Raw genomic sequence first — 23,908 nt, forward strand, 5'->3', positions numbered from 1 at the left:
TTAATTTCAAACAAAAACCCGTAATAATACGGGCTTCATCACGAGCCCGATTCCGGCTCCAGTCCTTGCCACAGAACCTGAGAAGCGGCCGTTACACCGGAACGCAAGCGGTCCGGATTCCGGTCAATAATTCTAGTTAGCTGCATGCCGTAAATAAGAGCCTGGAACAGAGTTGCCAGAGCCTGCGGAGCTATATTCCTCTTCAACAAACCGTTATCCTGCATCTCCTGAAATATGGCGCTCGTCCCCTCGATAATGCTGCTGTATGCTTGGTTCAGCATCTCCCTTACCGAAGGATCACGGCTTGAGACAACGAATTCAAAAAATAACATGGAAGGGTCCTGCTCATCCTTGCCGGAATGTCCGCACTCCAATTGCGACATCAACCATAAGGCTATAGACTCAATCGGGTCCTCCGAAGCGAGGGCGGAATGGGCCTGTGCCGGCAGGACTCTGAGCTGCGCAGCCAGGCTTCGTTCGCACAGCTCCAGAAACAGCTCATGCTTGCCCGAGAAATGCCAGTACACGGCCCCTTTGGTCATATCCGCCGCGGCCGCTACCTGATCCAGGGTCGCCCCGGCGAATCCCGATCGGGTGAACACTTCGGCAGCAGCATCCAAAATCCGTGAGCGGGTATCCGCGAATCCGGCCCCGTCCTCCTCCTGAATGTCTGCCAGCCATTTTCTCATTTGCTCCTTGCCGCCGAAGCATCGTCTGACGGATGTCCAATGGACTCCGGCAGCGGCCGCGACATCCGCAAACGTTATTTTGTCATATGCCTTGCCGGAAGCAAGCTTCCTGGCCGCTTCCCTGATTTGATCATGGGTAATCATGCTTTCCAACCTCATATCCTGGACACATAATGTTATATTCATTAACCTTTAAGTATGTGATTATAATATAAATCTATGTGAATGAGATGTCAAGATGATTCGCAAGTTAAACGGGCAGCGGCTTAGCAGCTTTGCTTTGGAACGCTTATCGACTCCCGATATGCTTCGCGTCATTGGTCCTCCGGTGCTTCATCAAAGCTCAAATTGACGGGTTCTTCCGGAATTTCTTCCATCAGGTCAATATTTGTCGTCGGGACCTTCTCGTCGACTTCATCAAGCCGCAAGCTATCGACCCAAATTTTCCCCGGCCCGTACAACAACACGCCGATTGCTATTTCTTTGCTGCTCTTTGGAACGTCCAATACAATACTGTACTGGCTCCAGGGTGTGGTTCCTCCAATCGGGCGATTCCCCATATTGTCGAAGCCGAGCATATCCTCGTCCGCACCGTCTATTCTCATCCATAAGCCCGCCCAGCCCTTCACGTCATCGGACTTGACGAAGCCGGTCAATCTCAATCTTTTGCCCAAGTAGCGGTCAGCCTTAAACATCTGCATCATAGTAGCGAAGCCTTCCAACTGCTCGGATTCGGACATTAAATATCCGGATGCCCGCCCTTGATGGGTTACCAGCCTATCAACCCCCATTGTATAAAGATGCGGATGAGTGCCTGTCAACTTCCATCCGTACGGCTCCTGCTTGATCGGTTCCATTTGTCCCCTTCTCTCCTTTCTCGTGAGTAAGGTTTGAACATATTTTCGATACTGGCCCGGCGTCATATAATAGATCCTCTTGAACGCCCGGGTGAAAACCTCCTGAGACTCGAATTGGTACTCCAAAGCAATGTCCAGAATTCGTCTCTCGGTGCTGAGCAATTCCCCGGCGGCGCAGGCCAGTCTCCTCTTGCGGATATAGTCTGCAAGGGTATCTCCGACATAGGCCTGAAACATCCTGTGGAAATGATACATCGAAAAGGCCGCCTGATCGGCCACTTTCTCCAAAGACAAGTCGCCCTTGAGATGCTCTTCTATATACCGGATGGATCGCTTGACCGCCCGGACATGCTCGTCATAGACCACCCACAGCTCCCCCCTCCTATGGTTCATAGCTTATCATGTTAATTCAGGCTAAGACTTGATCTTTTTTGCGAATCCGGCCCACGCCAAAGAAACCTTTACCAGTTATTGACTATAATAACCATCCAGTCCGCTCGAAGGAAGGCAGCTCCGAAGCTTCAAGCAACGAATCGGGTGAACAGTGCATGCTAACACGATTCGGATGTGGCTAACTGCCGGGGGATTTAAGGGGAGGCGGTTTTTTCGGGACGGCCCGACTTAGTGGAGCGATGATCAATTTTCCTCACTTGGCGAATGGGCGAATGGGCAAACCTAAATTCTATTGTTTTACTATCCCTATTCGTCAGAAAGATATCGGATGATGGGCGAAATGATGCGAGCCTCAGGATGGTGAGCCATTCCCGGCAGAACCGAACCGTTAAATATCCTCCCCTCATTGACGGTTGTTCTTGGATAGTCATTCCGCTAAAGGAAGGGTAATCAGTATCGCCTTCAATTTCGGGGCAGCCTGAGCAAAGGGGATATTAGTCAAAAGCTTGCGGAGCGAGGAATAGGTTTATAGAACTTGAGCCGAAAAATAGCCGGGAGGATGAAACCGGAAGACTGTTGGTCAGAACCAGAATAGGCCGCCGTTAAATGGAAAAAACCGCGGTGGACTTTCCCCGCGGCCTTGCTCAGTAATGACTAAAGAGTTTCCGGCGTCCCGTCGGACGGCATATCAGAAGCGGATTTCCTCTGCGCGCTCTCAGCCGCGGACATTAGAAAGATTAACCCGACCACCGGCAGCAGAAAAACGAGCAGGGCTGATTCCACAGCTGCCCCGGGTCCCTTATATTTCAGAGTGTCCCGATAAACCCATACCGTTTCATAGACATGTGCAACAAGGAATAATGCCGCTAATAATATTCCGAGCATGATTCATAATCCTCCTTGATCATTAGCCGTAAGGCCTGCAGCGTTAGTTCATTATTCCATTATTGTCCAGAACAGGTCTGTCCAAACTCCCTGCGTCGAATATGAATAGATCTCCGTCTAATGAAAAAGCGCCTCCGCCATCATTGGCAGGGCGCTGCAACAATCCTATAATCAACTTAGATAATTACTTTCACCTTTCACCGGCTAATAGGACGCTATAACCTGAAACAGGAGGAATGTATGATGACTCACAATTCTGCCTCTTCAACAGACAAGAATGGCTTCTCATATTACGGGAACCGAGATTTACATAAACGGAGCGGAATCCCTGATCAAGTAGCTGATCCAGCCGCTCCCATCGCAATACTCCCGTCCCAATAACCGGTGCCAAGACCGCGATTGCGATCCGTGCGAAAATTCTCTTCTAATAGGAGCGCTTCATGTCTGTCAGGTCGAATGGACAAACCTTGACCGTAAAAATAAATACCGCCCCCGGGCCATCGCCGGATTCGATCCGAATGGAGCCGCCCATAAGCTCCACCAGCTTTTTGCATATGGCTAGGCCCAAGCCGGTCCCCCCATACTTACGGGTCATGGACGAGTCCAACTGGGAGAAGGGCTGGAATAACTGGCTGCGTTTGCTCTCCGCGATCCCGATTCCGGTATCCTTGACGACAAATTCGATTTCCAGCCGCCCATCCTCCTCCCCCAGCTTGTTAGCGTAGACGTATACCCCACCCTGCTCGGTAAACTTGACCGCATTGCCGACGAGATTCATCAGGATTTGCCGCAGCCGGGTAACATCGCCCAACAAATATTGCGGAAGCTCGGGATCGACCCTGTACTCCATCTCTAACTGCTTCTTGTGGGCCATAAATAAATTAAAGGTTTCTTCCAGGCAGCTCCGCAATTCGAAGGGCTCCTCTTCCAGCTCCATTTTGCCGCTCTCAATCTTGGAGAAATCAAGAATGTCGTTAATGACCGCCAGCAAGGCGTCCCCACTCTTGCGGATAATTTCCGTCAGCTCCCGCTGCTCCGGATTAAGGTCCGTCTGCATCAGCAGATCGGTCACCCCGATCACGCCGTTAAGCGGAGTCCGAATTTCGTGGCTCATCGTCGCCAGAAATTCCGATTTGACCCGTGACGCAATCTCCGCCGCCTCCTTCGCCGCCAGCAGCTCCTGCTCCGCCTTCTTCCGTTCTGTTATGTCGCTGACCGTGCAGGCAAACAGACGATCCGACCCGATATAAGCTTCGCCGATCTGGATTTCCGCGGGAAAGGAAGAGCCCTGCTTGTTCCGCAGCTTCATTTCACTAATCTTCCCCGTTACGTAGCGGCCTTCTCCCTCCCCGTTCCGCTCCTTGTTCTCCAGTGCCCGCAAATCGGGTATAAGCAGCGTAACGTTCTCGCCAACCAGCTCATCCTCCGTGTAGCCGAACATGCTGATGGCGGCAGGGTTAACCGTCAGGATGGTGCCTTGGGCATCGAAGGTAAACATGGCATCAATCGACGTCTCCCCGATCATTCTGGCCTGGGCCTCCGCCCTCGTCAGGCTGAGTGTTGTCAGCAGCAGCTCCTTATTGGCCTTCTCCAGCTTCTTCGTCTGCTCCTCCAACAATTTGGCCTGTTTTTGCAGCTTTTTGCTGCTGATAAACAAATTGACGAAGCCCTCGATTTTCGATTTCAGAGTCTGGGGAATGAACGGCTTGACCATATAGTCAATCGCTCCAACGGAATACCCTGTAAAAAAATGCTCCGCTTCCTTGCTCGTCGCCGTAATAAAAATGATCGGTATATCCTTGGACCGGTCCCGGGCTTTAATAAAGCGCGCCGTTTCAAAGCCATCCATGCCCGGCATCTGCACGTCCATGACAATAACGGCAAACTCCTGCTTCAGGAGACAGCGAAGGGCCTCTTCCCCCGAATTTGCACGAACCAAATTATAGTTTTCCTCGGCAAGCACCGCCTCCAGGGCGAGCAAATTCTCGGGATGGTCATCCACCAGCAATATGTTGATGGGATCCGTATATTCCATCGGCTTCCTCCTGTATCGGTTGGTCTATGCCTGACCGGGTAAATAACCCCACATGCCTTCGTAGCGTATTCCGAGTACTTTGCGGGGAGTCCCAGAACTTATTAATCTGGATCGGCCGGGCCTTAAATGATAGATAATAAATATTTCTCCATGCGCAGCAAAACCGCTTGGCCAATACTACCTGATCTTCCGGTAGAGCCTTTCGCGGCAGTCAAGCGCTTCGTAGCCGTCGGCATGCCTCGAGAAATTGATCGACTCCCGATTGCCGAGAGCCAGCACTCCCAGAGGAGCCAGACTTTCGTAGAACAGATGGTGAACGTGATCCTGCAGCGATTTATTAAAATAAATGAGTACATTACGGCAAAAAATGACGTGAAACTCGTTAAACGAGCGGTCGGTCACCAGATTATGCCGGGCGAACACGATGTTTTCCTTCAAGAACGGGTGAAAGGTGACCTTGCTCCCCGAAGCCGAGTAATATTGCGAGAAAGCGCCGGTTCCGCCGGCCAGCATATAATTTTTCGTATAGCTCTGCATTTTGCTGAGCGGGAAGGTCCCTGTTCTGGCCTGATTGACTATATCTTCGCTGACGTCCGTCGCGTAGATTCTCGACTTGTGATACAATCCCTCCTCGTGAAGAAGAACAGCCATGGAGAACACTTCCTCCCCCGTGGAGCAGCCAGCATGCCATATCCGGATAAAAGGGTACGTATGCAGAAGAGGAACCACCTTCTCCCGGAAGGCTAAAAATAAGGAGGGATCGCGGTACATCTCGGTCACATGGATCATTATGCTCTTCACCAGCTGCCTCATAGAGGCCGGGTCATGCAGCACTTTCTCTTGCAGGGCGGAGATGGACCCCAGCTTCATGGCCTGAACCTGGTGCCAAATCCTCCGGCGCAAGGAATTATAGGCGTAGTTACGAAAATCGTACCCATAAAGCTTGTAAATCCCTTCCAACAGCAGCTCGATCTCAATTCGTTCCCGATTATCCTGAAGGTCCGGATGGCTCATCGATCGTTCTGCCCCCGATGACCAATCACTTGGAGAATGCTTCTGCAGAATGAATTCACGCCCTCTCATCCGTACAACCACACCTTTAGCAAGGATAACAGCTGATCGGTATTGATCGGCTTGGTAATATAATCCGATGCTCCCGCTTCAATGCACTTATTCCGATCCTCTCTCATCGCCTTTGCGGTCAGCGCGATGATCGGCAGCTTCTCGAACCGGGGCTGGCTGCGGATCCGTCTTATCGTTTCGTAGCCGTCCATTTCCGGCATCATGATATCCATCAGCACCAGATCGATTTCGGCATTGGATTCCAGAACCTGCAGCGCCTCGATGCCATTCTCAGCAAAGGTCACATTCATATGGAACGCTTCGAGAACGCTGGATAGAGCGAATACGTTCCGAATATCGTCATCGACCAGCAGAATGCTCTTGCCCTCGAAGGCACTCTCGTTATTGTGAAGCTTCTCGAGCATCTGCCTCTTGTCCTCCGGCAAGTTGGCCTCTACCCGATGCAGGAATAAGGAGGTTTCATCGAGCAGTCTTTCCGGCGACTTGACGTTTTTGATAATGATCGATTCCGAATATTGCTTCAGTCGGATTTCATCCGCTTTATCCAGTTCCTTGCCCGTATAGATAATGATCGGCAAGTCCTTCAGCCGCTCTTGGCCGCGAATCTCCTCCAGCAGCTCGAACCCGGAGATGTCCGACAAGCCGATATCCAGAACCATACAGTCATAACGGCAGCCTTGCAGCTTCTCCAGAGCTTCTTTCCCGCTGGAAATCGCCGTGATTTCCACATCCTCGTAGCCAATAAGCTCCACGAGGCTGCGAAGCAATTCCTTATCGTCTTCTACGATCAGCAGGTTTTTGATCTTCTTGTCGAGGAAGGATTGGATGTGGGTAAACGCCTCCTCCAGATTTTCCTTACTGACCGGCTTTTTGAGATAGGCCATAGCCCCCATGGTCAGGCCTTGCCAGGATTCATCGATTACGGACATAACATGCACCGGAATGTGCCGGGTCTCCAGATTTTCCTTCAACCGGTTCAGAACGGTCCAACCGTCCACCACCGGCAGCTGAATGTCGAGAATGATGGCATCCGGTTTGTGCATGCGGGCCAGCGCCAGCCCCTGATCTCCGCGCAGGGCCGCAATCGTTTTGAATCCCCGCTGACGAGCCATATCCATAATGATCTTCACGAAATGAACATCATCCTCAATGACCAGCAGCACCTTGTCGTTCGGCTCGATGCGTTCGCGGTCATCTTCAACGTCCGGGGAATTCAGCAATTTCGGATCCGATAGCTCTACCTGCGGGATGATTAATTCGGCGGGCAAGTCGGAAGTCTCCGCATGGCCGCGCGAGATCGCCACTTCTCTGATCATGCTGTCGACGATATCCTCATGCCCCGATGCGGGCAATCTCGAGGACGAGACTGGCAAATACAGGATGAAGGTGCTGCCGCGTCCTTCCTCACTCTCCAGGGTAATGGTTCCCCCGAGCAGTCGGGCCAGCTCCCGGCTGATGGACAGCCCGAGCCCCGTTCCTCCATATTTACGGCTCGTTGTACCGTCCGCTTGTCGGAAAGCATCGAAGATGAACTCCTGCTTCTCCTCGGAAATTCCGATCCCCGTATCGGTCACCGCAAAGGCGATCATCAGCTCCCCGGACTGTCCGGATTCAACAAGAGGATGATTCTCCTCCATTTTGACATGCAGGCTGATGCTCCCTTTCTTGGTGAATTTGAACGCATTGGAGAGCAAGTTGCGCAATATTTGCTCCAACCGGTAATGATCTGTGTTCATCCGTTCCGGAACATCCTCTTCCACCACAATATGCAGTCCCAGTCCATTCTCCTTGGCCATTGGAGCGAAATTGCGGCGGACGAAATCCTCCAGATCCCGTACCCGATAAGGCTCGATCTGAACCTCCATCCGGCCTGCCTCCACTTTGGACAAGTCGAGGATTTCGTCTATCATCCTCAGCAGGTCGGTTCCCGAGGAATGAATCGTGTCTGCGAATTCCACCTGCTTCTCATGCAGATTTCCTTCCCGGTTATCCGCCAGCAGCTGCGACAGAATGAGCATGCTGTTCAGCGGAGTGCGCAGCTCATGGGACATGTTGGCGAGAAATTCCGATTTATATTTGGAGGTGAGCGCCAGCTGCAGCGCCTGCCGCTCAAGCTCGGTTTTCGTCTGTTGAATTTGCCTGTTCACCTGCTCGGTTTGCTCGATCTGCTGCTCCAGCTGGCGGGTCTTCTGAAGCAGTTCATCGTTGGCCTGCTCCAGCTCCTCCTGCTGCCGCTGCAGCATTTCCTCGGAGCGCTGCAGCGACCGTGTTTTCTCCTCCAGCCGTTCGTTGGACGCTCTTAATTCCTCCTGCTGGGAAAGCAGCTCCTCGGACTGAGCCTGAAGCTCCTCCGTCAAGCTCTGGGACACGCGGAGCAATTCCTCCACTTTCTTCCGTCCGATAATATCTTTAAGCACCGTTCCGACATGGTCTGCCAACTGCTCCAGCAGATGCAGCTGTATGGGAGTGAACTCCCCCAGGGACGCCAGTTCGACAACAGCGATCAGTTCATTCTCGTAACGGATGGGATGGCAGACGAGGCTGACCGGAGTAATCTCGCCGAGTCCGGAGTTGATCTTAATATAATCGGCCGGAACATCTTTAAGAAGGATCGTTTCGTTGTCCAGAGCGCATTGTCCGACCAGCCCTTCCCCTATCCGGATGCTTCCGCTCGGATGAAGCCCTTCCTTATAGGCATAAGCGCCGCCCCTTCGCAATCGTCTGTCGGATTCCTCCCCCTCCAGCAAATAGACGACCCCGTAGCTGGCTCCGAGCATGGGGGTCACCTCGCCGATAAATTTCTGGGCCACCTCCTCCAGCTCGCCGAGCCCCCTTAGATGCGTAGTCATCTGGGCCAGGTTCGTTTTTAACCAAGCCTGCTCTTCATTCGCCCGGTTCATCTCCCTCTCCCGCTTCGTCTTCTCCTGCAAATCTAACGCCATCGTGGTAAAGGCATCGGCCACTTCCCCGATTTCGCCTTTCGGAGTGATGCGCTTAAGCTCCTTCGCATCGACGGTCCCATTGGCAAAGCCGGCAATCATCCGCGACAACATATTCAGGCCGCCCGTTATACTGGAGATGATCCAGTACATGATGACAAGGCCCAGTAATAAGCCGGTTATGCTTAGAATCAAGGTGAAGGTGAGTGTGGAACGATTGCTGGCCCGGGAAGCCAGAAAATGTTCATCCATCCTCTGTTCATGATACTTGGCCAAGGCATCCAGCTTCTGTTGAAGGGTATCCAGCATAAGGTTGCCTTCCGCTTCACGCAATTGCGCCGCATCCCCCCGCTTGCCGGAAGTGACGAGGTTGATCGCCTCCTTCTTGTAGCCTGAATAAGCATCGAAGCTCCCGGCCGCCTCCTCCAGCAGCTGCTTCTCCTCCGCCAGCTCGGAGCGCTCTTCCAGCTCTTGCAAATAAACCAGCGCTCTGTTCGAGGATTCATCAATTTGCCGGATCAGGCCCTCCCGGTCCCGGGGTTCGTTCAGAATCAGGTTCACTAGCAAATTGTTGATCTTGGACACTTCGTTGCGGGTGCTGGAGGTCACTTTCACCTTGCTGTAACGGTTTTGATATATTTCATTCATGTTCTGATTGATCGAAGAAAGCCGGTTAATGCCGATCCCGGCCAAAGAGAACATTAATATAATAATAGCCCCTACCCCGAGGAATAATTTCGTCCTTATCTTCATGGCCCTACCCCCTTCAGTCAGATCTCCTGCGGCTACTTCGTTGTCACGATCACCAGGCACATATCATCCTCGTGATCCGCGCGAAGCTCTTCCGGCACCAGCAGAGGAACGTAATCTTCCACTTTGTGATTCCGAAGCCGCTTGAGCTTCCCGGTCAACTCCTGCAGCCCGTCTGTCCCTTCCGTGTCGAGAACCTCCGCCAATCCGTCGGTAAACATAAAAATACGCGCCTGCTCCTCATACCGGATGACGGATTTCCGGATGTCGATCTTCTCGAAAAAACCGACGGCACAACAGCCCCGGTCCATCATCGTCACCTGTCCGGAATCGCGGAACACTACGGCAGGCGGGTGCCCCGCATTGACATATTCGATCTGCTTGTTCTTCGTATCGATCACCATATAAATCGCAGTGAAATAGTAATGGATAAAATGTTCCTTATTATGAAGCTGGCTCATATAGCGATTTAGCTCATGAATGACCTTCTCCGGATCCGTCAGCTCGGTGATCGTATCCTGCAGAACGGATGAAATGTACATACAGACCAGAGAAGAGGAAATACCGTGGCCCATCGTATCCAACAAAATGATGCCGTAGCGGTGTTCATTGATTTTGAACCAGGAATACATGTCCCCCGCCAGTTCCGAGGAAGGGTAATAATTGGCCCGAATATCGATCTGCTCGTCGTTAATGGGCTGACTGAGAACGCTCTGCTGAACCTGCTTCGCCAAATCCAGCTCGTAACGGATCTTGCGGTCTCTCTCAATGTGCCAATCCATCTCATATTTCAGCCGCAGGGCTACCCGAATGCGGGCCATCAGCTCCACCTTGTTAATGGGCTTCATGACATAGTCGCTGGCTCCCAGATCCAGGGCCTTAGCCAGCTTATTCGAATCACCAAGAGCGGTCACGATAATGATTGGGATGTCTTTAAGCCGGTCCACCTGCTTGATCCGCCGGCATGCTTCCAGACCATCGATTTCCGGCATCATCAAATCAAGCAGAATCAGATCGACCTCCGATTCCATCGGCTCGTCGGAATCGATCCGCAAATAATCGAACAATTCCTGAGCGGAGTGGGCTTTAATACAATCCGGATAGCCCTCGTTCTTCAATATTTTCTCAATCACAATCAGGTTGATCGGATTATCGTCTACGATCAGAATGCTCATAAGGTGAAAACTCCTTTATCGCGTGATCAGACTTCCATTCCAGATCCTGTTGGACCCCGTATCGCCGCACTCCTGAACGCAAATAGAGTCCGGTTTCGGTATTATGTAAAGTGTAACCCAGGTTGCAAGCCCCTGTCCACGCTCGCTCCTTCGGCTAATTTCGCCCTTTTACTGCTGCGGGAAGGAATTCTTTAAGGTGTAAAGAAATTATTAGGATGAATGGTAAATAGCACTAATGATAAATGATAAGAAAGGTGATAGATTTTGTATGAATGCCCTGAACAGAAGACTTAATGATCTCCACCAATATTTATCGGAGCCTTATGCCCCTTCCGATCTAAATGATTATTGGGAGAATACGCTGGAGCAAGTTCGCAGCAAGCCGTTTAACGAACAGAAGACCAGAATGGATTCTCCCTTCATGCCTCATTGTGAAGTATATAAAGTCAAATATAACGGATTCGATGATACTCCTATTCACGGCTGGTACCTGCTTCCCCCGTTTCGGGATACCAAGCCGGTTCCCTGTGTCGTCTTATTCCACGGGTATCACGGTAGCAAGGGCATGCCGGAGGAGTACGCCATATGGTTAATGATGGGGCTGGCCGTCTTCGCAGTCGATGTCCGAGGGCAAGGCGGAGAGACCGGCAACACCCTTCCCAGCGACACGGGAATGACCAGCGGTTGGGTGAGCCAAGGGATCGCGGACCGGGATCAGAGCTACTACAAGGCTATCACCGTAGACAGCATCCGAGCGGTCGATTGGGTCGCCGAGCAGCCGGAAATCGACCGCTCGAGAATTGCCGTTGCCGGAGCCAGCCAAGGCGGAGGACTTGCACTAATCACGGCGGCCTTGAGCGGCAAGGCGGCCGTATGCGCGGCGAGCGTCCCCAATATGTGCCACATGGATTACGGCATCATGTATTCTACCGGTTCGCTTACCGAGTTGGCGGCTTTCGCCGATCTGTTCCCGGAGAAGCTGGATTCCATCCTTGCAACGTTAAGCTATTTCGATATCGTCCATTTCGCGGAGCGGCTGACGATGCCTGTCTTCATGAGCGTCGGACTGAAGGACACCATCTGCCCTCCGGAGACGATCTTCGCCGCCTATAACCGGATTGCCTCTACCGATAAGGAGATCGGAGTGTATCCGTTCGGAGGGCATAACGTCAACCGCCATAACAGCCAGCGGGTGAGAAGTTTTATTCACCGCCACCTGCTCGAACGATAACGATGCGGCGCGCCATGCCGCGAAGCACCTCACCCTTCGCGCGGTGTCCATAATCTCTGATGATTACCCGGTTAAAGCGCTGCTGAAACGCTGGATGGGGGAAAACTCCTTGCTCGTCAATCAGATACTGTTCAGGGAGCATAAGCTCATTTATTCTATTGCGGTAAGAAACCTAAACCTGGAGGAATTGCGCTATGGAACATAAGCTAAATTACATCGGAGGCCAGTGGGTTCCGTCCATGACAGGCGACACAATCGAAGTAACCGATCCGGCGACGATGGAAATTGTCGCCTCCGTGCCCAGGGGCGGCCGCGCAGACGCATCTACCGCGGTCGATGCCGCCAGCCAAGCGTTCCCCGCCTGGAGTGACCGCTCCGCTTACGAACGCTCGGAGCTGCTCCTCCGTTGGCATCAGCTCATGATGGACAACCGGGAGCGGATCGCCGAGACGATGACGATGGAGCAGGGCAAGCCGCTGGCGGAAGCGCGGGGGGAAGCGGAGTACGCGGCCGATTTCGTGCGCTGGTACGCGGAGGAGGGGAAGCGGATCTATGGCGAAACTATCCCGGCCAGAAGCTCGGCGAAGAGAATCCTCGTTCTTCGCCAGCCGATCGGGGTCGTTGCCGCCATCACTCCGTGGAACTTCCCCGCCGCGATGATCACGCGCAAAGCGGCCCCCGCGCTCGCTTCCGGCTGCACCTGCATCGTCAAGCCGGCGAGCCAGACGCCGCTGACCGCGCTGCTGCTGGCCGAGCTCGCCGAGGAAGCGGGCTTGCCGGCCGGCGTGTTCAACGTGGTCACAGGCGACGCCCGCGAGATCAGCGATGCTTTCATGCAGGACAGCCGCGTGCGCAAGGTGACCTTCACCGGCTCGACCGAAATCGGCAAGCAAATCATGCGAGGTGCGGCCGATACGGTCAAGGCGGTGTCGCTCGAGCTGGGGGGCCATGCGCCGGTGATCGTCTACGACGATGCCGACCTTCGGCTCGCCGCAGAGCAGACGATCGCGTCCAAGTTCCGCAATGCCGGACAAACCTGCGTCTGCGCTAACCGGATTTACGTACAGGACGGCATCTATGACGCTTTCGAGCGGGAGCTTGCGGAGCGGATCGCCGCTTTGAAGGTTGGCTCCGGGCGGGAGCCGGGAACAAGCATCGGCCCTTTAATTGACGAGCACGCTATGCACAAAGTGAAGGAGCAGGTCGAGGAGGCCGTTGCCAAAGGAGCCCGGCTCGTTTCCGGCGGACGGCCCGTTCAACCGGATCAGACCCGCGGCTTCTTCTATGAGCCCACCCTGCTCGGCGAGGTGACTCCGGACATGAAGATTATGCAGGAGGAGACGTTTGGTCCGGTCGCCCCTTTAATCCGGTTCACAGCGGACGAGGAGGCCATTGCCCAGGCTAACGACTCCCGGTTCGGACTGGCCGCCTATTTGTTCACTTCCAATATTACCCGTGCCATCCGGACCGCCGAGCAACTGGAATACGGGATTGTCGGCATCAATGACGGAGCTCCTTCCACCGCGCAAGCCCCATTCGGCGGGTTCAAGGAAAGCGGGCTCGGCCGCGAAGGGGGCCGGGAAGGAATCGAAGAATACTTGGAGACGAAATATATTTCGATCGGTCTATGATTTATGGCTGTCTTCTGACGTTTTACTTAGCTATATTGTCAAGGAAACTGGTTATGCTATATAATAGAAAAAATTCAAGATCGGAATCATGCCAATGAAGAGCATCCAACTCGGAGGCGTTTATGACCGGAGCGACAAGATCTATGAGCGTCGGGCAGTGCTTCACTCGAAGGCAAAGCCGTTAAGGCCGAGCCACTCGCTTGAAGATTCGGGCTTCACCCGCTGTCACCTAGCCGCTAGAAGCCAACCCGCTAGCTGCAAGAAGCCGCTTCTTGTCCTCTCTAAGTAAACCGGCTCCCGCGCCGTTACCGCGGAACCAAGCGGATCGGCCGTCCCTGGACGCCGGTCAAGTTGGGTGGCACCGCGAGCAGCGCTCCTCGTCCCAAAAAGATGAGGGCGCTTTTTGTTTTTTTTCGAAAGGAGAGATGAATGATGTTGGACATTCGTTACATTAGGGACAATGCCGCCCAGCTTCAGCAAGTCGCAGACCAGAAAGGGATTAAGCTTTCCCTGGACGAGTTGTTGGACGTAGACCGCCAGAGGCTGCAAAAGCTGCTGGAACTTGAAAATAACCGGAAGGAAAGAAATGAACGCTCCCAACTAATCGCCGTCTGCATGAAAGCAGGCGATCAAGTGAAGGCAGAGCGGTTGAAAGAGGAAGTCAGACAGATCAATCTCGAGTTAAAGCAGCTGGAAGCCGTCTGGTCGGAGCTCGACCGGCGGTATCAATCGCTGCTGATGCTCGTCCCGAATCCGGTATCGCCCGATACGCCGCACGGCCTGTCCGATGCGGACAATGTGGAGCTTAGAAGAGTGGGAAGCCCTCCTGCTTTTGACTTTGAAATGAAGGACCATGTCGCGCTTGGAGAAGAACTGGATTTATTCGACTTGCCCAGAGGGGTTAAAGTGGCGGGAACCCGCAATTATTTTCTCAAAGGCGCGGGGCTTCTGCTGCATCGGGCCGTTCAGCAGCTTGCCGTTGATTTGCTGATGGAGCGCGGCTTCACGGTTATGGACGTACCGCTTATCGTCCGGGAGGAGACGATGCGGAATACGGGATTTTTTCCACTCGGTCAGGATCAGACCTACGAAATCCCATCGGAGGGCAAATGGCTGGTCGGCACCTCGGAGGTTCCTCTCATTTCGTACTACAGCGATGAGATTATCGATGTGACGGAGCCGATTCGGCTTGCCGGAGTCTCGGTCTGCTTCCGTAAGGAGGCGGGCTCTGCAGGCAGAGATGTCAGAGGGCTGTACCGCGTTCATCAGTTCGCCAAGGTGGAGCAGGTCATCCTATGCCGCAACGATCCGGAGCTTTCGGAACAGCTGTTAGAGGAATTGACGAAGAATGCGGAGGATTTATTGGATCTGCTGGAAATTCCGTACCGGGTCGTGGCTGTTTGCACCGGGGATATGAGCCAGAAAAATTATAAGCAGTACGACATTGAATCGTGGATGCCTAGCCGCGGCAGCTATGGGGAGACACACTCGTCCTCGAGCCTGCTGGACTTCCAAGCGCGGCGCTCGAATATCCGGTATCGCGACGATGATGGGAAGGCGCGCTACTGCCATACCCTAAACAATACGGCGGTTGCCTCGCCGCGCATTCTCATCCCGCTTTTGGAAAATCATCAAAGAGCGGACGGCAGCGTCTACCTTCCCAAGGCGCTCCGCAAATATATGAATGGACTCAGCGAGCTGCGGCCGAACATGACAACTTGGAAAATATGACCATCGCATGCCTAAATATCGCGCCTAGCGTCGCCTACTGTTAGGCGGTCGAATGAAGCCCCGAACGGCGCGATGCCCTATTCTAAAGCAATTGTGCAGGTCTTTTTACGAAAAAGCTCTGTCACGCCCTATTCTAAAGCAATTGTGCAGGTCTTTTTCGGAAAAACGCCGTCACGCCCTATTCTAAAGCAATTGTGCAGGTCTTTTTACGAAAAAGCGCCGTCATGCCTTATTCTAAAGCAATTGTGCAGGTCTTCGGAGCGATTTCGGGAGAAATCGCTCCATTTTGTCAAAAAGACATGCACTTTTGAGCGTCTTTCGCGGTTTTTTTGAATATAGGCCGGATTCAAATGTACTTTTGCTCGTCTTTGAGTCAAAAGCCCTCTTTCCGCCAAAAGCTTTCCCTGCCCATGAGCCGCGCTACCTTATCGCCACCGCTAGGCATGTGGTTGACCGCCAACGTCATCCGACGCCAATCACCGGCCGCTGGGTGTCTCGCGAGGTGCTCAAAACCTTGCGCGGCGGGCTTCACTTGCATTGCAGTCGACCATCGTAGAACGTCATAGCGCCACAACGGGTACCTATTCTGCCCCGGCTGCTCAATGCCGCTACTCTTTCAATGATCCCAGGAAAGCTCCCTTCACAAAATACTTTTGCAAAAATGGATAGACAAGCAGGATGGGGATGGTAGAAAAAATAATAGCGCCTGCTTTCATCATTTCCGGAGTTTGCATCATGCTTGTGTCCAGCTGATAACCGCCGCCGTCCAAGCCGGAATCAGCCACGCTGTTCTGTACCATATTGCGCAGCTTTAACTGCAGCGGATACAAGTGCACCGATCGAATGTAGATCAAAGCGCCGAAATACGCATTCCACTGGCCTACCGCATGAAACAACGCAATGGTGGCGAGAACAGGCGTGGATAAGGGAAGGATAATGCGTGTAAGAATACCCAATTCACCGCTTCCATCAATCTTGGCTGCATCGATCAATTCCGATGATATTCCCTGGAAGAACGTTTTCGTAATAAAGATGAAGTAAGCGCCCAGAGCCCCAGGCACGATTAATGCCCATAACGTGTCCATCATTCCCAGCGACTTGACAACTAGAAAGCTCGGAATCAGAGGCACCGGAAAGATGAACGTAAACAGGATGAGCCGCAAAATCCATTTGCGTCCCGGCATCTGCGGCCGGGTCAATGTAAATGCAAGAGTAGAAGTAAGCAACAGGCAGAGTAAGGTCCCCATTACCGTTATAAAGACACTTACCCCCATCGCCCGCCACATGTCATTCATTTGAAAAAGCTTTTTATAGACCTCTAAATTAAATCCTTTAGGCCATAAGTAAACCAGCTTGGCCTCCGCATAGATAGGATTGCTTAACGAAATGGCGAGCAAATGAATCATGGGAGCGATCATACTTAAGCAGAGCACGATCATAAACAATCCGTTTATAAATTGAAACGATTTTTCCGATTTATGCAGGTTCATGTTCTATCCCTCCCTCCTAATATATGCTTTCGCCAGTCGTCTTCTTGCTGAACTGGTTGAGAGTAACGACGAGGATGATGCCAATGACCGCTTTGAAAATACCTATCGCCGTCGTATAACTGTACTGTCCGCCCGCCAATCCGGCCCGATACACGTAAGTATCAAACACTTCTCCTACTTCTCTGACTAACGGATTGAGGAAAAACAGCACCTGCTCCACGTTAGCATCTAACAAATTCCCAATGCGAAGCATCAGCAGAACGATTATGGCGGGCACTAACAAGGGCAGCGTAATGCTCCACATTTGGCGCCACCGTCCCGCTCCATCCACCATCGCGGCTTCGTATAGATTTGGATTAATGCCGGTAAGCGCGGCTAAATAAATAATCGTCGACCAACCGACTTCTTTCCAAATACCGGACGAGATCAGAATGCCGAGAAAATACTTCGGTTCGGTCAGGAACGAAATAGGTTCATAACCAAAACGGCTTAACAACGAATTTATAGTTCCGCCGTTGGCGAGAATTTCCGTAAAAATTCCTCCTACTATAACCCACGACAAGAAATGCGGAAGGTAGAGCAGCGTTTGGGTCGTCCGTTTAAACCAACTGACTCTGATCTCATTCAGCAGCAGAGCTAGAATGAGCGGCGCCGGGAACCCGAACAGAATCGAGTATAGGCCCAGCTTCAGCGAGTTTCTAAACACCATGGCAAATTCAGGGTAATCGAACATAAAGATGAAATGCTTTAACCCGACCCACTTGCTATGGATAAAACCTTGGAATAAGTTATAATCCTGAAAAGCGATTACATTTCCGGCTATGGGAATATACTTAAAAACGATAAAATGCAGCAAGCCCGGGAGTGCGATTAAGAATAATACATAAGGATCCAACGATTTAGGTTTACGAATCAATCTGCCAATCTCCTTTCTCATGACGGAAATAAAAAGAAGCCCCGCCTCGACTTTCTGCTTCGGCCAGGACCTCCCTTTACTAGCTATTACTTTTTATGAAATTCGTTATACCATTCTGTCGCTTCTTGAATCGCTGCTTCCCCGCCCCGGCTCTTCCATTCCTTTACAAAATTATCAAATCCGGAATCAAGCGGTTCTCTTCCCATAACGATCTTGACGAACGTATCATAGAACAAATTGCCCGGCGAGAATCCTACTGACAGCTCTGGGCGTCCGTCAAAAGCGTCCAGTTTCGATAAGTACAGGGCATCATTCGTAATGGTTGTTTCTTCCGATAGCTTGTAGCCTGCCATTAAAACATCGCTATCCGGCTGCATCGCAATAACGGACTCGCTGTTTTCCCCTAATTCACGCATATTGAGCGAAACCCGGACAAAACCAAGTGTTCCTCCCTGGTTAGCCTCCGCCTCCGGGTCCAATACAATTTTTCCGTCTACTTCTGTATAGTTATGATCTTTTATTCCGTAGGTAAAAAACTTGTCGGCTTCCGGGTCCGTGTAGGTCCACTCCAGAAACTTGATGACTTCTTCCGGATTTTTCGTAGTAGAGGGAATGACGAACACGAAAAAAATCTGGTCGTTCTCCAATTGCAGATAGTTTTCTCCACGCGGACCTTTAGGCGGCGCGGCCATCGTCAATTTGGCATCCGGTTGATCAATGTAGTTCTCCTTCTTGCTGTTTCCAGGGTACTGATAGACTGCGGCTCCCCATGTTCCATATAACCCTTTGTAGGCATCGCCTGTGCGATCCGCTTGCTTTTTCGTTATAAAATCTTTATGAATGTAACCGGCATCATACATTTGTTTATAAAAAGCGATCGCTTCTTTCATTTCCGGCTGAATGATATCCGGCTCCAGACGACCGTCCCGCATATGCCATGCGCCTGGCCGTACTCCGAACGATCCGCTGAAAACATCGTTCCAGGCCAAGTTATCCGTAAGGGAAACCGCATATTCGTTGTTGGGGTCTCCGTCTCCGTTCATATCGTTCTGTTTGACAGCCTCGGCAAATTTCAAGAAATCTTCCAGCGTCTCCGGCACTTCCATATTCAGTTTGTCCAGCCAGTCTTGGCGGTACATGATGATGCGGTCGGCCGGCACTCCGATGGATAAAGGAATCCCGTATATTTTTCCGTTTTTCGAAACTTTGGGACTGTTCCACGCTACTTCCGGGATGCTTTTCTTTAAATTTGGAGCGTACTGGTCAATTAACGGACCTAGTTCCAGGAAGACCCCCTGGTCCACGGCGCCCGCATGCACATCCCAATCGATACTCGCTGTGCGTACGAGATCAGCCAATTCGCCTGAAGCGAAGCGGAGAGCCAGCTGTTGTCTGTAGTCGTCCGCATGGCCTAAAAATTCAAACGATAGTTTGTATCCCGATAATCTTTCGAGCTCTTTATAATAAAGCTCTTTCTCACTTTCCGGCGCTCTGGACGCGAATTGATAATTGTTATGAGACAGCAGAATGCTGATTTCTCTTTTCTCGCTTGTGCCCTCCGGCACTTCTTTGCCTGCTTGTGTATTGCCTTCCGCCTGGCCGTTGGATCCTCCGCCGCAAGCCGCCACTACAGTCATAGCGGATAGCAATCCGGTAACCAGCATATATTTCGATCGACGTCCCATATCTTCTGTATGCCCCTCCCATGTCATCTATTATCGCAAAGGCCCTTGTAGAAATAATTGTAGCAACCCGTCGAACCAGTGAACATGGAATTAATACCGAAGTTATGGGTTTTGCTCTTAGCCTAATGCTCCTTCCACCTTTTCCTGTATTCAGAGGGGGAACATCCTGTTAATTTCTTGAACGTTTTGGAGAAATGGGTGTAATCCTCATAGCCTACAAGCTGACCGATTTCGTACACTTTAATGAATGGTTTTTGCAGATGCTTCTTGGCCTGTTCAATGCGAAGCTGGGTCAAGCACTGTGTGAAGGATATTCCGGTAAGCTTCTTGAATAACGTGCTGAAGTAATTGGAAGAGATTCCAAAATAAGCGGCAGCATCCTTCACGGAAAATTCCGGCTCCGCATAATGCTGCTCCAAGAATGCCAAGGCTTCCTTAATCATGGACTGATAGTGATGGTCTTCTATTTCCAGCCGGAGCGCATCCGTATGGGTTGGAAGCTTGTCCTGCAGCTTGTTTCGAACGTTCTGCAGAACCGTAAGAAAATAATCGGAATCGACCGGTTTAAGAATATAGTCCGTGACCCCGTAGCGCAGGGCAGATTGCGCATACGCGAAATCGCTGTAACCCGAAATGATGATGAATTCGGCATTCATTCGGCGCGCTCCCACCTGTTGGATCAATTCGAGCCCATCCATACTCGGCATACGAATATCCGTAATGATTAGATCCGGGGAGAATTGCTCTGCCAGTCGGAGCGCTTCCAGCCCGTTATCCGCCTCGGCCACTACTTCAAAGCCTTCGCTTTCCGTTTCAATCAATACCCGCAAACTTTTTTTGACCAGCCGCTCATCGTCGGCGATCATAATTTTAAGCATGATTATCGCCTCTTTGTTGAAGATTCGCATGAGAATAATATGGAAGCTTGATTTCTATTTCAGTCCCCGTCTCGTCGGAACGAACGATCGTCAACCCGAAGGGAGCACCGAAACTTAGCCGCAACCGGCTATGAACATTCCAGAGTCCAATATTCGTGAATAACTTGACCCGGCCATCCAGCATTTGCTGCTCCGAAACCGATTCGAAAGCTTCGTTGTATTTTGCCATCCATTCAGGGCTCATTCCGCGACCTTTATCCGCAACGATCAGGGAATAATAGTCCTCATGGGCTTTTCCGGTTATATATATCCCGGTTGAAGGAAGTCCATGATTTTCATATCCATGCAAGAATGAATTTTCCACAATCGGCTGAATCGTTAGGCGGAACAACGCCACTCTATCCAGCATTTCCTCGTCTATCTCCAGACTGAATTCGAGCTTTTCATAACGTTCCTGCTGTATTTTAATATAATTGCTTACGTGATCGATCTCTTCCCGCAGATGAATAATTTGCCGGGGGTTTCCGACTCTGTATCTTAACAGATTGGCGAGCCGCACCGTCATGCTGCTGATGGAGCGATTTCTGGCAATAACGGCAAGGGAGTTAATGACTTCCAATGTATTGTATAAGAAATGAGGATTGATTTGTGATTGAAGAGCCTGCAGAGTCGCATCTCTATGCTTAAGCTCGCTCTCCTTTTCCTTCAACCGGGAGATATGAATGACTTCTACAAGCCGTTTAACTTCGAGAAGCATCTTATTGAAGTTAATAAAGGCCAAGACTAAAATAACGGCGGCGATCAACAGAGTAATCGTCCTTAAATCCGCCAAATTTCCAATCAAATGTTTTAGTGATACTTCGGATATTATGGTCAGCTTAGTAAAGCGGGAGACGTTATAAACAATGTTCTTCTTCCCATTGCTCGAATGCTCGACAAATTGCCCTCGCGGAGATGTTAATTTAGCCAATCGTTCTTCTGAAATGGTTTCCCCCCATTTTGCTTTATCCGGATGATACATATAACGGTTCTCGGCATCAACTATAGTAATATAGCCTTCCTTGCCGAATGTTTCTACATCTGCAATGGATAATAGCGGATCCATCTTTAATACGAACACTATAACACCGGCAGGCTGATACGTGACATTGTCATATATGAGGCGGGAAACCGTAACAAAAGCCGGCACTACACTCCAGTTCGTGCTTACAATGCCGTTTATAATAAAACTGCTTTCCTGCAAATGGTCAACAATTTTTTTATCCAGATTGTAGCGAGCGGACTCCCCAAAAACGCCTCCTTTGACAGAATACATGTGAAAAGAAACGATATCTTTGCGCTTATAATTAATATCCGGGTATAATTCATCACTAATCCGTTTTTTGATCTGATACATTTCATAGGAATTGTTTGGGTCCAGCTTTATAAACTGTTGAATCAACGGATGGCCCGGGAGATTCTGCGTATCCTCTTTGATTTCTCTAAAATAATCGTCCAATTGATTGTTCAACCGCTGGACCAACTGCTCGTTAAAATAAATTGCACTTTGTTCGATCGTCCTGGTCGATTCGAAATTCCATATAAATCCAATCAGTAGAAACGGCAAGCAGAAGAACACTATAAAATAAAGGGTTAATTTCTGCTTAACCGACAATGGCTTCATGCCTCTCATGTTGCTTCCACTCCATTGCATTGAATTGATGGGAGCCGCAAATTTTTATAATACGGTAAAAAAGCCCCGCTTCCCACGATTTGGAAGGGGGACCTGCATGAAGTTTACCATAATCCCGTCACTGCCGGGTAGTCATTATACGCCAGACAGCGCGACTATTGTCCATGGTGTGGTCAGGATGACTTTCATTTAGGGAACTGGGGAGTCTTCCTCTTTTTCACCCCGTTGCGATGAAAAAACCGCAGCGGCGGTTGTCCGCCGACTGCGGTGTGGTACTACCCTTGCTTGCTTGAGGCTATGCTTTGCTTATCGCCTTATTGTTTGTTCTGCTTTTTCCACTCGTCGAGCTGCTTCTGAACTTCCTCTATGACCTTGTCGATGCCGGCGGTTTTACGCTTGCTGATGAATTCCTCCAGCTTCTCATTCGGATCTACCGCACCCGTATTCAGAGGAGGTCCGAACTGATCGGCTACTGCCTGGATGTTGGCGATCTCCGTCAACACCGACTGAGGATCGAAGGTAAATCCGAGTATCGGGGACGGCTGGGCAGCCTCGTTCTCCTTCAGCGTCTGGTCGCGAATCGCCTGTTCTTGTCCTTCCCTCAGGTAGGCGATAAATCCGTTCCCGAACACCCAGGTTTGGTTAGGATCGTACCCGCCGTCAGGAATCGGTTTAACTGTATTCTCGTTCACTTTCGTATAGTGCTTGCCCTCGATTCCGAAGGCGACGAGATTCAGCAGCTCCGGATCGGAATTAAGCAGATCCAGGAACATCAGCGCCCTTTCCGGATTGGCCGATGTTTTGCTGATGGCCTGCATGGATTGGATGATCGTATTCGTTCCGACGAACGGCTCCGTAATTGGAATCGCCACTACATCGTTGCCGCCGAATGACGTCTTCTCCTCCTGCTCCCGACCCGGTTTCAGCACGTTATGGAAGAAGGAAGCCACTTTGCCTACCTTCAGGTTTTCTTTGTCGCTCTTGAGCATCGGGGCGTCCTGATTGATCAGCCCTTTCTTATACCAGCTGTGCATCAATTCGAGATATTCTTTGTACTCCGGTGTCGTCGCGATGTCCACGACACGCAGATCAGCGTCGTCGCGATAAATGCCAATGAGCGCTTGGTTGGAGATAAACTCCAGATTGTTGAAGGATGTTTTCATTACTTCAAATTTGCCGCCGCGCGTCATGGAGAAAGGAATCGTTCCCGGCTCGTCTGCCTTGATTTTCTCGAAGAACGGCTCCATATCCTTCACTTCTTTAATAGCTTCGGGATCGATGCCGTACTTGTCGACATATTTCTTCTGAATCAAGAACCCTTCTCTGTTCGTAATCGTCTGGTAGTTGAGAATGCCGTAGGTTTTGCCATCCACCTTCAGTGCCTGCCAGACGACATCCGGAAGCGCCTTCCTTAAATTCGGAGCATATTTGTCCAGCATGCTGTCGTCAAGCTCGGTAAAAGCTCCCTTCCGGGCATTCTGCGCATAGTCGAACATCCAGAACGATGTCCAGGCAATATCGAACTTCTCGTTCGATGCGACCATCGTGTTCAGCTTTTGTCCATAGCTGCCGCCATCAATCGGCTTCATGCGGATGGTGGCATTAATTTTTTCCTGAGTAATTTTATTCACGGCGTCCTCTACCGATTTAAGATCCGGCTGGGTGCTCCATTGGGGATAGTACCAGCTCAATTCAACCGGTTTCAATTCCTGGTCCGAAGAATCGGAGCCCGTTCCAGAAGAAGCCCCTCCTTCCTGCTTTCCGCCTCCGCATGCACTCAACACAAGAGCCGAGGAGAGCAGCAAAGTCAATCCCGAAGTCCATTTATTTCTGTTAGACATACTTATGACCTCCTTGAATAATTATAT

17 protein-coding genes are annotated in these 23,908 nt (G+C 51.1%); 4 read left to right on the forward strand and 13 right to left on the reverse strand.

The genetic code is table 11. The features are described from left to right. Positions 1-38 precede the first annotated feature (38 nt). The 7 genes from FS806_RS08915 to FS806_RS08945 all read right to left on the reverse strand — a co-directional run bounded on the left by FS806_RS08915 (position 39) and on the right by FS806_RS08945 (position 10,806). Positions 39-833 (reverse strand): TetR/AcrR family transcriptional regulator, encoded by a 795-nt coding sequence (locus tag FS806_RS08915; RefSeq protein WP_186328284.1) that lies wholly within the window; start codon positions 831-833, stop codon positions 39-41. 170 nt (positions 834-1,003) lie between these two features. Beyond that, positions 1,004-1,939, reverse strand: a complete 936-nt coding sequence (locus tag FS806_RS08920) for a helix-turn-helix domain-containing protein (protein ID WP_144934703.1) — start codon at positions 1,937-1,939, stop codon at positions 1,004-1,006. Between the two features lie 654 nt (positions 1,940-2,593). Then, on the reverse strand, positions 2,594-2,824 hold the full coding sequence (locus FS806_RS08925; protein WP_144934706.1) for a hypothetical protein: 231 nt from the start codon (positions 2,822-2,824) through the stop codon (positions 2,594-2,596). A gap of 424 nt (positions 2,825-3,248) precedes the next feature. After that, positions 3,249-4,859 carry a hybrid sensor histidine kinase/response regulator gene (locus FS806_RS08930; protein WP_144934709.1) on the reverse strand — a complete coding sequence of 537 codons (1,611 nt, stop codon included), beginning with the start codon at positions 4,857-4,859 and terminating at the stop codon, positions 3,249-3,251. A gap of 177 nt (positions 4,860-5,036) precedes the next feature. Then, on the reverse strand, positions 5,037-5,873 hold the full coding sequence (locus tag FS806_RS08935; protein WP_144934779.1) for a CheR family methyltransferase: 837 nt from the start codon (positions 5,871-5,873) through the stop codon (positions 5,037-5,039). A 65-nt stretch (positions 5,874-5,938) separates the two neighbouring features. Next, entirely contained in the window at positions 5,939-9,634 is a 3,696-nt protein-coding gene (locus FS806_RS08940; RefSeq protein ID WP_144934712.1) for a response regulator, read from the reverse strand. A 32-nt stretch (positions 9,635-9,666) separates the two neighbouring features. Beyond that, positions 9,667-10,806: a PP2C family protein-serine/threonine phosphatase gene (locus tag FS806_RS08945; RefSeq protein WP_144934715.1), complete on the reverse strand. Its 1,140-nt coding sequence runs from the start codon at positions 10,804-10,806 to the stop codon at positions 9,667-9,669. A 268-nt stretch (positions 10,807-11,074) separates the two neighbouring features. Here FS806_RS08945 and FS806_RS08950 point away from each other — a divergent pair, with 268 nt between their 5' ends. From FS806_RS08950 to serS, 4 genes are all read left to right on the forward strand, one after another. Then, complete coding sequence (locus FS806_RS08950; protein ID WP_144934718.1) at positions 11,075-12,037, forward strand: acetylxylan esterase; 963 nt, start codon at positions 11,075-11,077, stop codon at positions 12,035-12,037. A gap of 43 nt (positions 12,038-12,080) precedes the next feature. After that, positions 12,081-12,242 (forward strand): hypothetical protein, encoded by a 162-nt coding sequence (locus FS806_RS26095; RefSeq protein ID WP_222126620.1) that lies wholly within the window; start codon positions 12,081-12,083, stop codon positions 12,240-12,242. Beyond that, complete coding sequence (locus tag FS806_RS08955) at positions 12,232-13,668, forward strand: NAD-dependent succinate-semialdehyde dehydrogenase (protein WP_144934721.1); 1,437 nt, start codon at positions 12,232-12,234, stop codon at positions 13,666-13,668. The genes FS806_RS26095 and FS806_RS08955 overlap by 11 nt, the downstream gene beginning before the upstream one ends. A gap of 432 nt (positions 13,669-14,100) precedes the next feature. Further along, on the forward strand, positions 14,101-15,399 hold the full coding sequence (serS, locus tag FS806_RS08960; RefSeq protein WP_144934782.1) for a serine--tRNA ligase: 1,299 nt from the start codon (positions 14,101-14,103) through the stop codon (positions 15,397-15,399). 608 nt (positions 15,400-16,007) lie between these two features. On the opposite strand, the gene FS806_RS08965 is transcribed toward serS, so the two are convergent. The 6 genes from FS806_RS08965 to FS806_RS08990 form a co-directional block, all read right to left on the reverse strand. After that, positions 16,008-16,889, reverse strand: a complete 882-nt coding sequence (locus tag FS806_RS08965; protein ID WP_144934725.1) for a carbohydrate ABC transporter permease — start codon at positions 16,887-16,889, stop codon at positions 16,008-16,010. A 16-nt stretch (positions 16,890-16,905) separates the two neighbouring features. After that, positions 16,906-17,826, reverse strand: a complete 921-nt coding sequence (locus FS806_RS08970) for an ABC transporter permease (RefSeq protein ID WP_144934728.1) — start codon at positions 17,824-17,826, stop codon at positions 16,906-16,908. Positions 17,827-17,891: 65 nt separating this feature from the next. Then, positions 17,892-19,490 (reverse strand): extracellular solute-binding protein, encoded by a 1,599-nt coding sequence (locus tag FS806_RS08975; RefSeq protein WP_186328285.1) that lies wholly within the window; start codon positions 19,488-19,490, stop codon positions 17,892-17,894. Positions 19,491-19,612: 122 nt separating this feature from the next. After that, positions 19,613-20,368 (reverse strand): response regulator transcription factor, encoded by a 756-nt coding sequence (locus tag FS806_RS08980; RefSeq protein ID WP_186328286.1) that lies wholly within the window; start codon positions 20,366-20,368, stop codon positions 19,613-19,615. Beyond that, positions 20,361-22,040: a cache domain-containing sensor histidine kinase gene (locus tag FS806_RS08985; protein WP_186328287.1), complete on the reverse strand. Its 1,680-nt coding sequence runs from the start codon at positions 22,038-22,040 to the stop codon at positions 20,361-20,363. Before FS806_RS08985 ends, FS806_RS08980 begins: the two co-directional genes overlap by 8 nt. Before the next feature lie 314 nt (positions 22,041-22,354). Continuing rightward, positions 22,355-23,881: an ABC transporter substrate-binding protein gene (locus FS806_RS08990; protein ID WP_144934739.1), complete on the reverse strand. Its 1,527-nt coding sequence runs from the start codon at positions 23,879-23,881 to the stop codon at positions 22,355-22,357. Between the last annotated feature and the right edge of the window lie 27 nt (positions 23,882-23,908).

Origin of the sequence: Paenibacillus sp. 32O-W (genome assembly GCF_007679495.1) — a bacterium.
Lineage (GTDB): Bacteria > Bacillota > Bacilli > Paenibacillales > NBRC-103111 > Paenibacillus_L > Paenibacillus_L residui.

Coding starts and splice junctions, on each gene's coding strand:
- FS806_RS08915 (WP_186328284.1), bottom strand. CDS start 833: ATGATTACCCATGATCAAATCAGGGAAGCGGCCAGGAAGCTTGCTTCC.
- FS806_RS08920 (WP_144934703.1), bottom strand. CDS start 1,939: ATGAACCATAGGAGGGGGGAGCTGTGGGTGGTCTATGACGAGCATGTC.
- FS806_RS08925 (WP_144934706.1), bottom strand. CDS start 2,824: ATGCTCGGAATATTATTAGCGGCATTATTCCTTGTTGCACATGTCTAT.
- FS806_RS08930 (WP_144934709.1), bottom strand. CDS start 4,859: ATGGAATATACGGATCCCATCAACATATTGCTGGTGGATGACCATCCC.
- FS806_RS08935 (WP_144934779.1), bottom strand. CDS start 5,873: ATGAGCCATCCGGACCTTCAGGATAATCGGGAACGAATTGAGATCGAG.
- FS806_RS08940 (WP_144934712.1), bottom strand. CDS start 9,634: ATGAAGATAAGGACGAAATTATTCCTCGGGGTAGGGGCTATTATTATA.
- FS806_RS08945 (WP_144934715.1), bottom strand. CDS start 10,806: ATGAGCATTCTGATCGTAGACGATAATCCGATCAACCTGATTGTGATT.
- FS806_RS08950 (WP_144934718.1), top strand. CDS start 11,075: ATGAATGCCCTGAACAGAAGACTTAATGATCTCCACCAATATTTATCG.
- FS806_RS08955 (WP_144934721.1), top strand. CDS start 12,232: ATGGAACATAAGCTAAATTACATCGGAGGCCAGTGGGTTCCGTCCATG.
- serS (WP_144934782.1), top strand. CDS start 14,101: ATGTTGGACATTCGTTACATTAGGGACAATGCCGCCCAGCTTCAGCAA.
- FS806_RS08965 (WP_144934725.1), bottom strand. CDS start 16,889: ATGAACCTGCATAAATCGGAAAAATCGTTTCAATTTATAAACGGATTG.
- FS806_RS08970 (WP_144934728.1), bottom strand. CDS start 17,826: ATGAGAAAGGAGATTGGCAGATTGATTCGTAAACCTAAATCGTTGGAT.
- FS806_RS08975 (WP_186328285.1), bottom strand. CDS start 19,490: ATGGGACGTCGATCGAAATATATGCTGGTTACCGGATTGCTATCCGCT.
- FS806_RS08980 (WP_186328286.1), bottom strand. CDS start 20,368: ATGCTTAAAATTATGATCGCCGACGATGAGCGGCTGGTCAAAAAAAGT.
- FS806_RS08985 (WP_186328287.1), bottom strand. CDS start 22,040: ATGAGAGGCATGAAGCCATTGTCGGTTAAGCAGAAATTAACCCTTTAT.
- FS806_RS08990 (WP_144934739.1), bottom strand. CDS start 23,881: ATGTCTAACAGAAATAAATGGACTTCGGGATTGACTTTGCTGCTCTCC.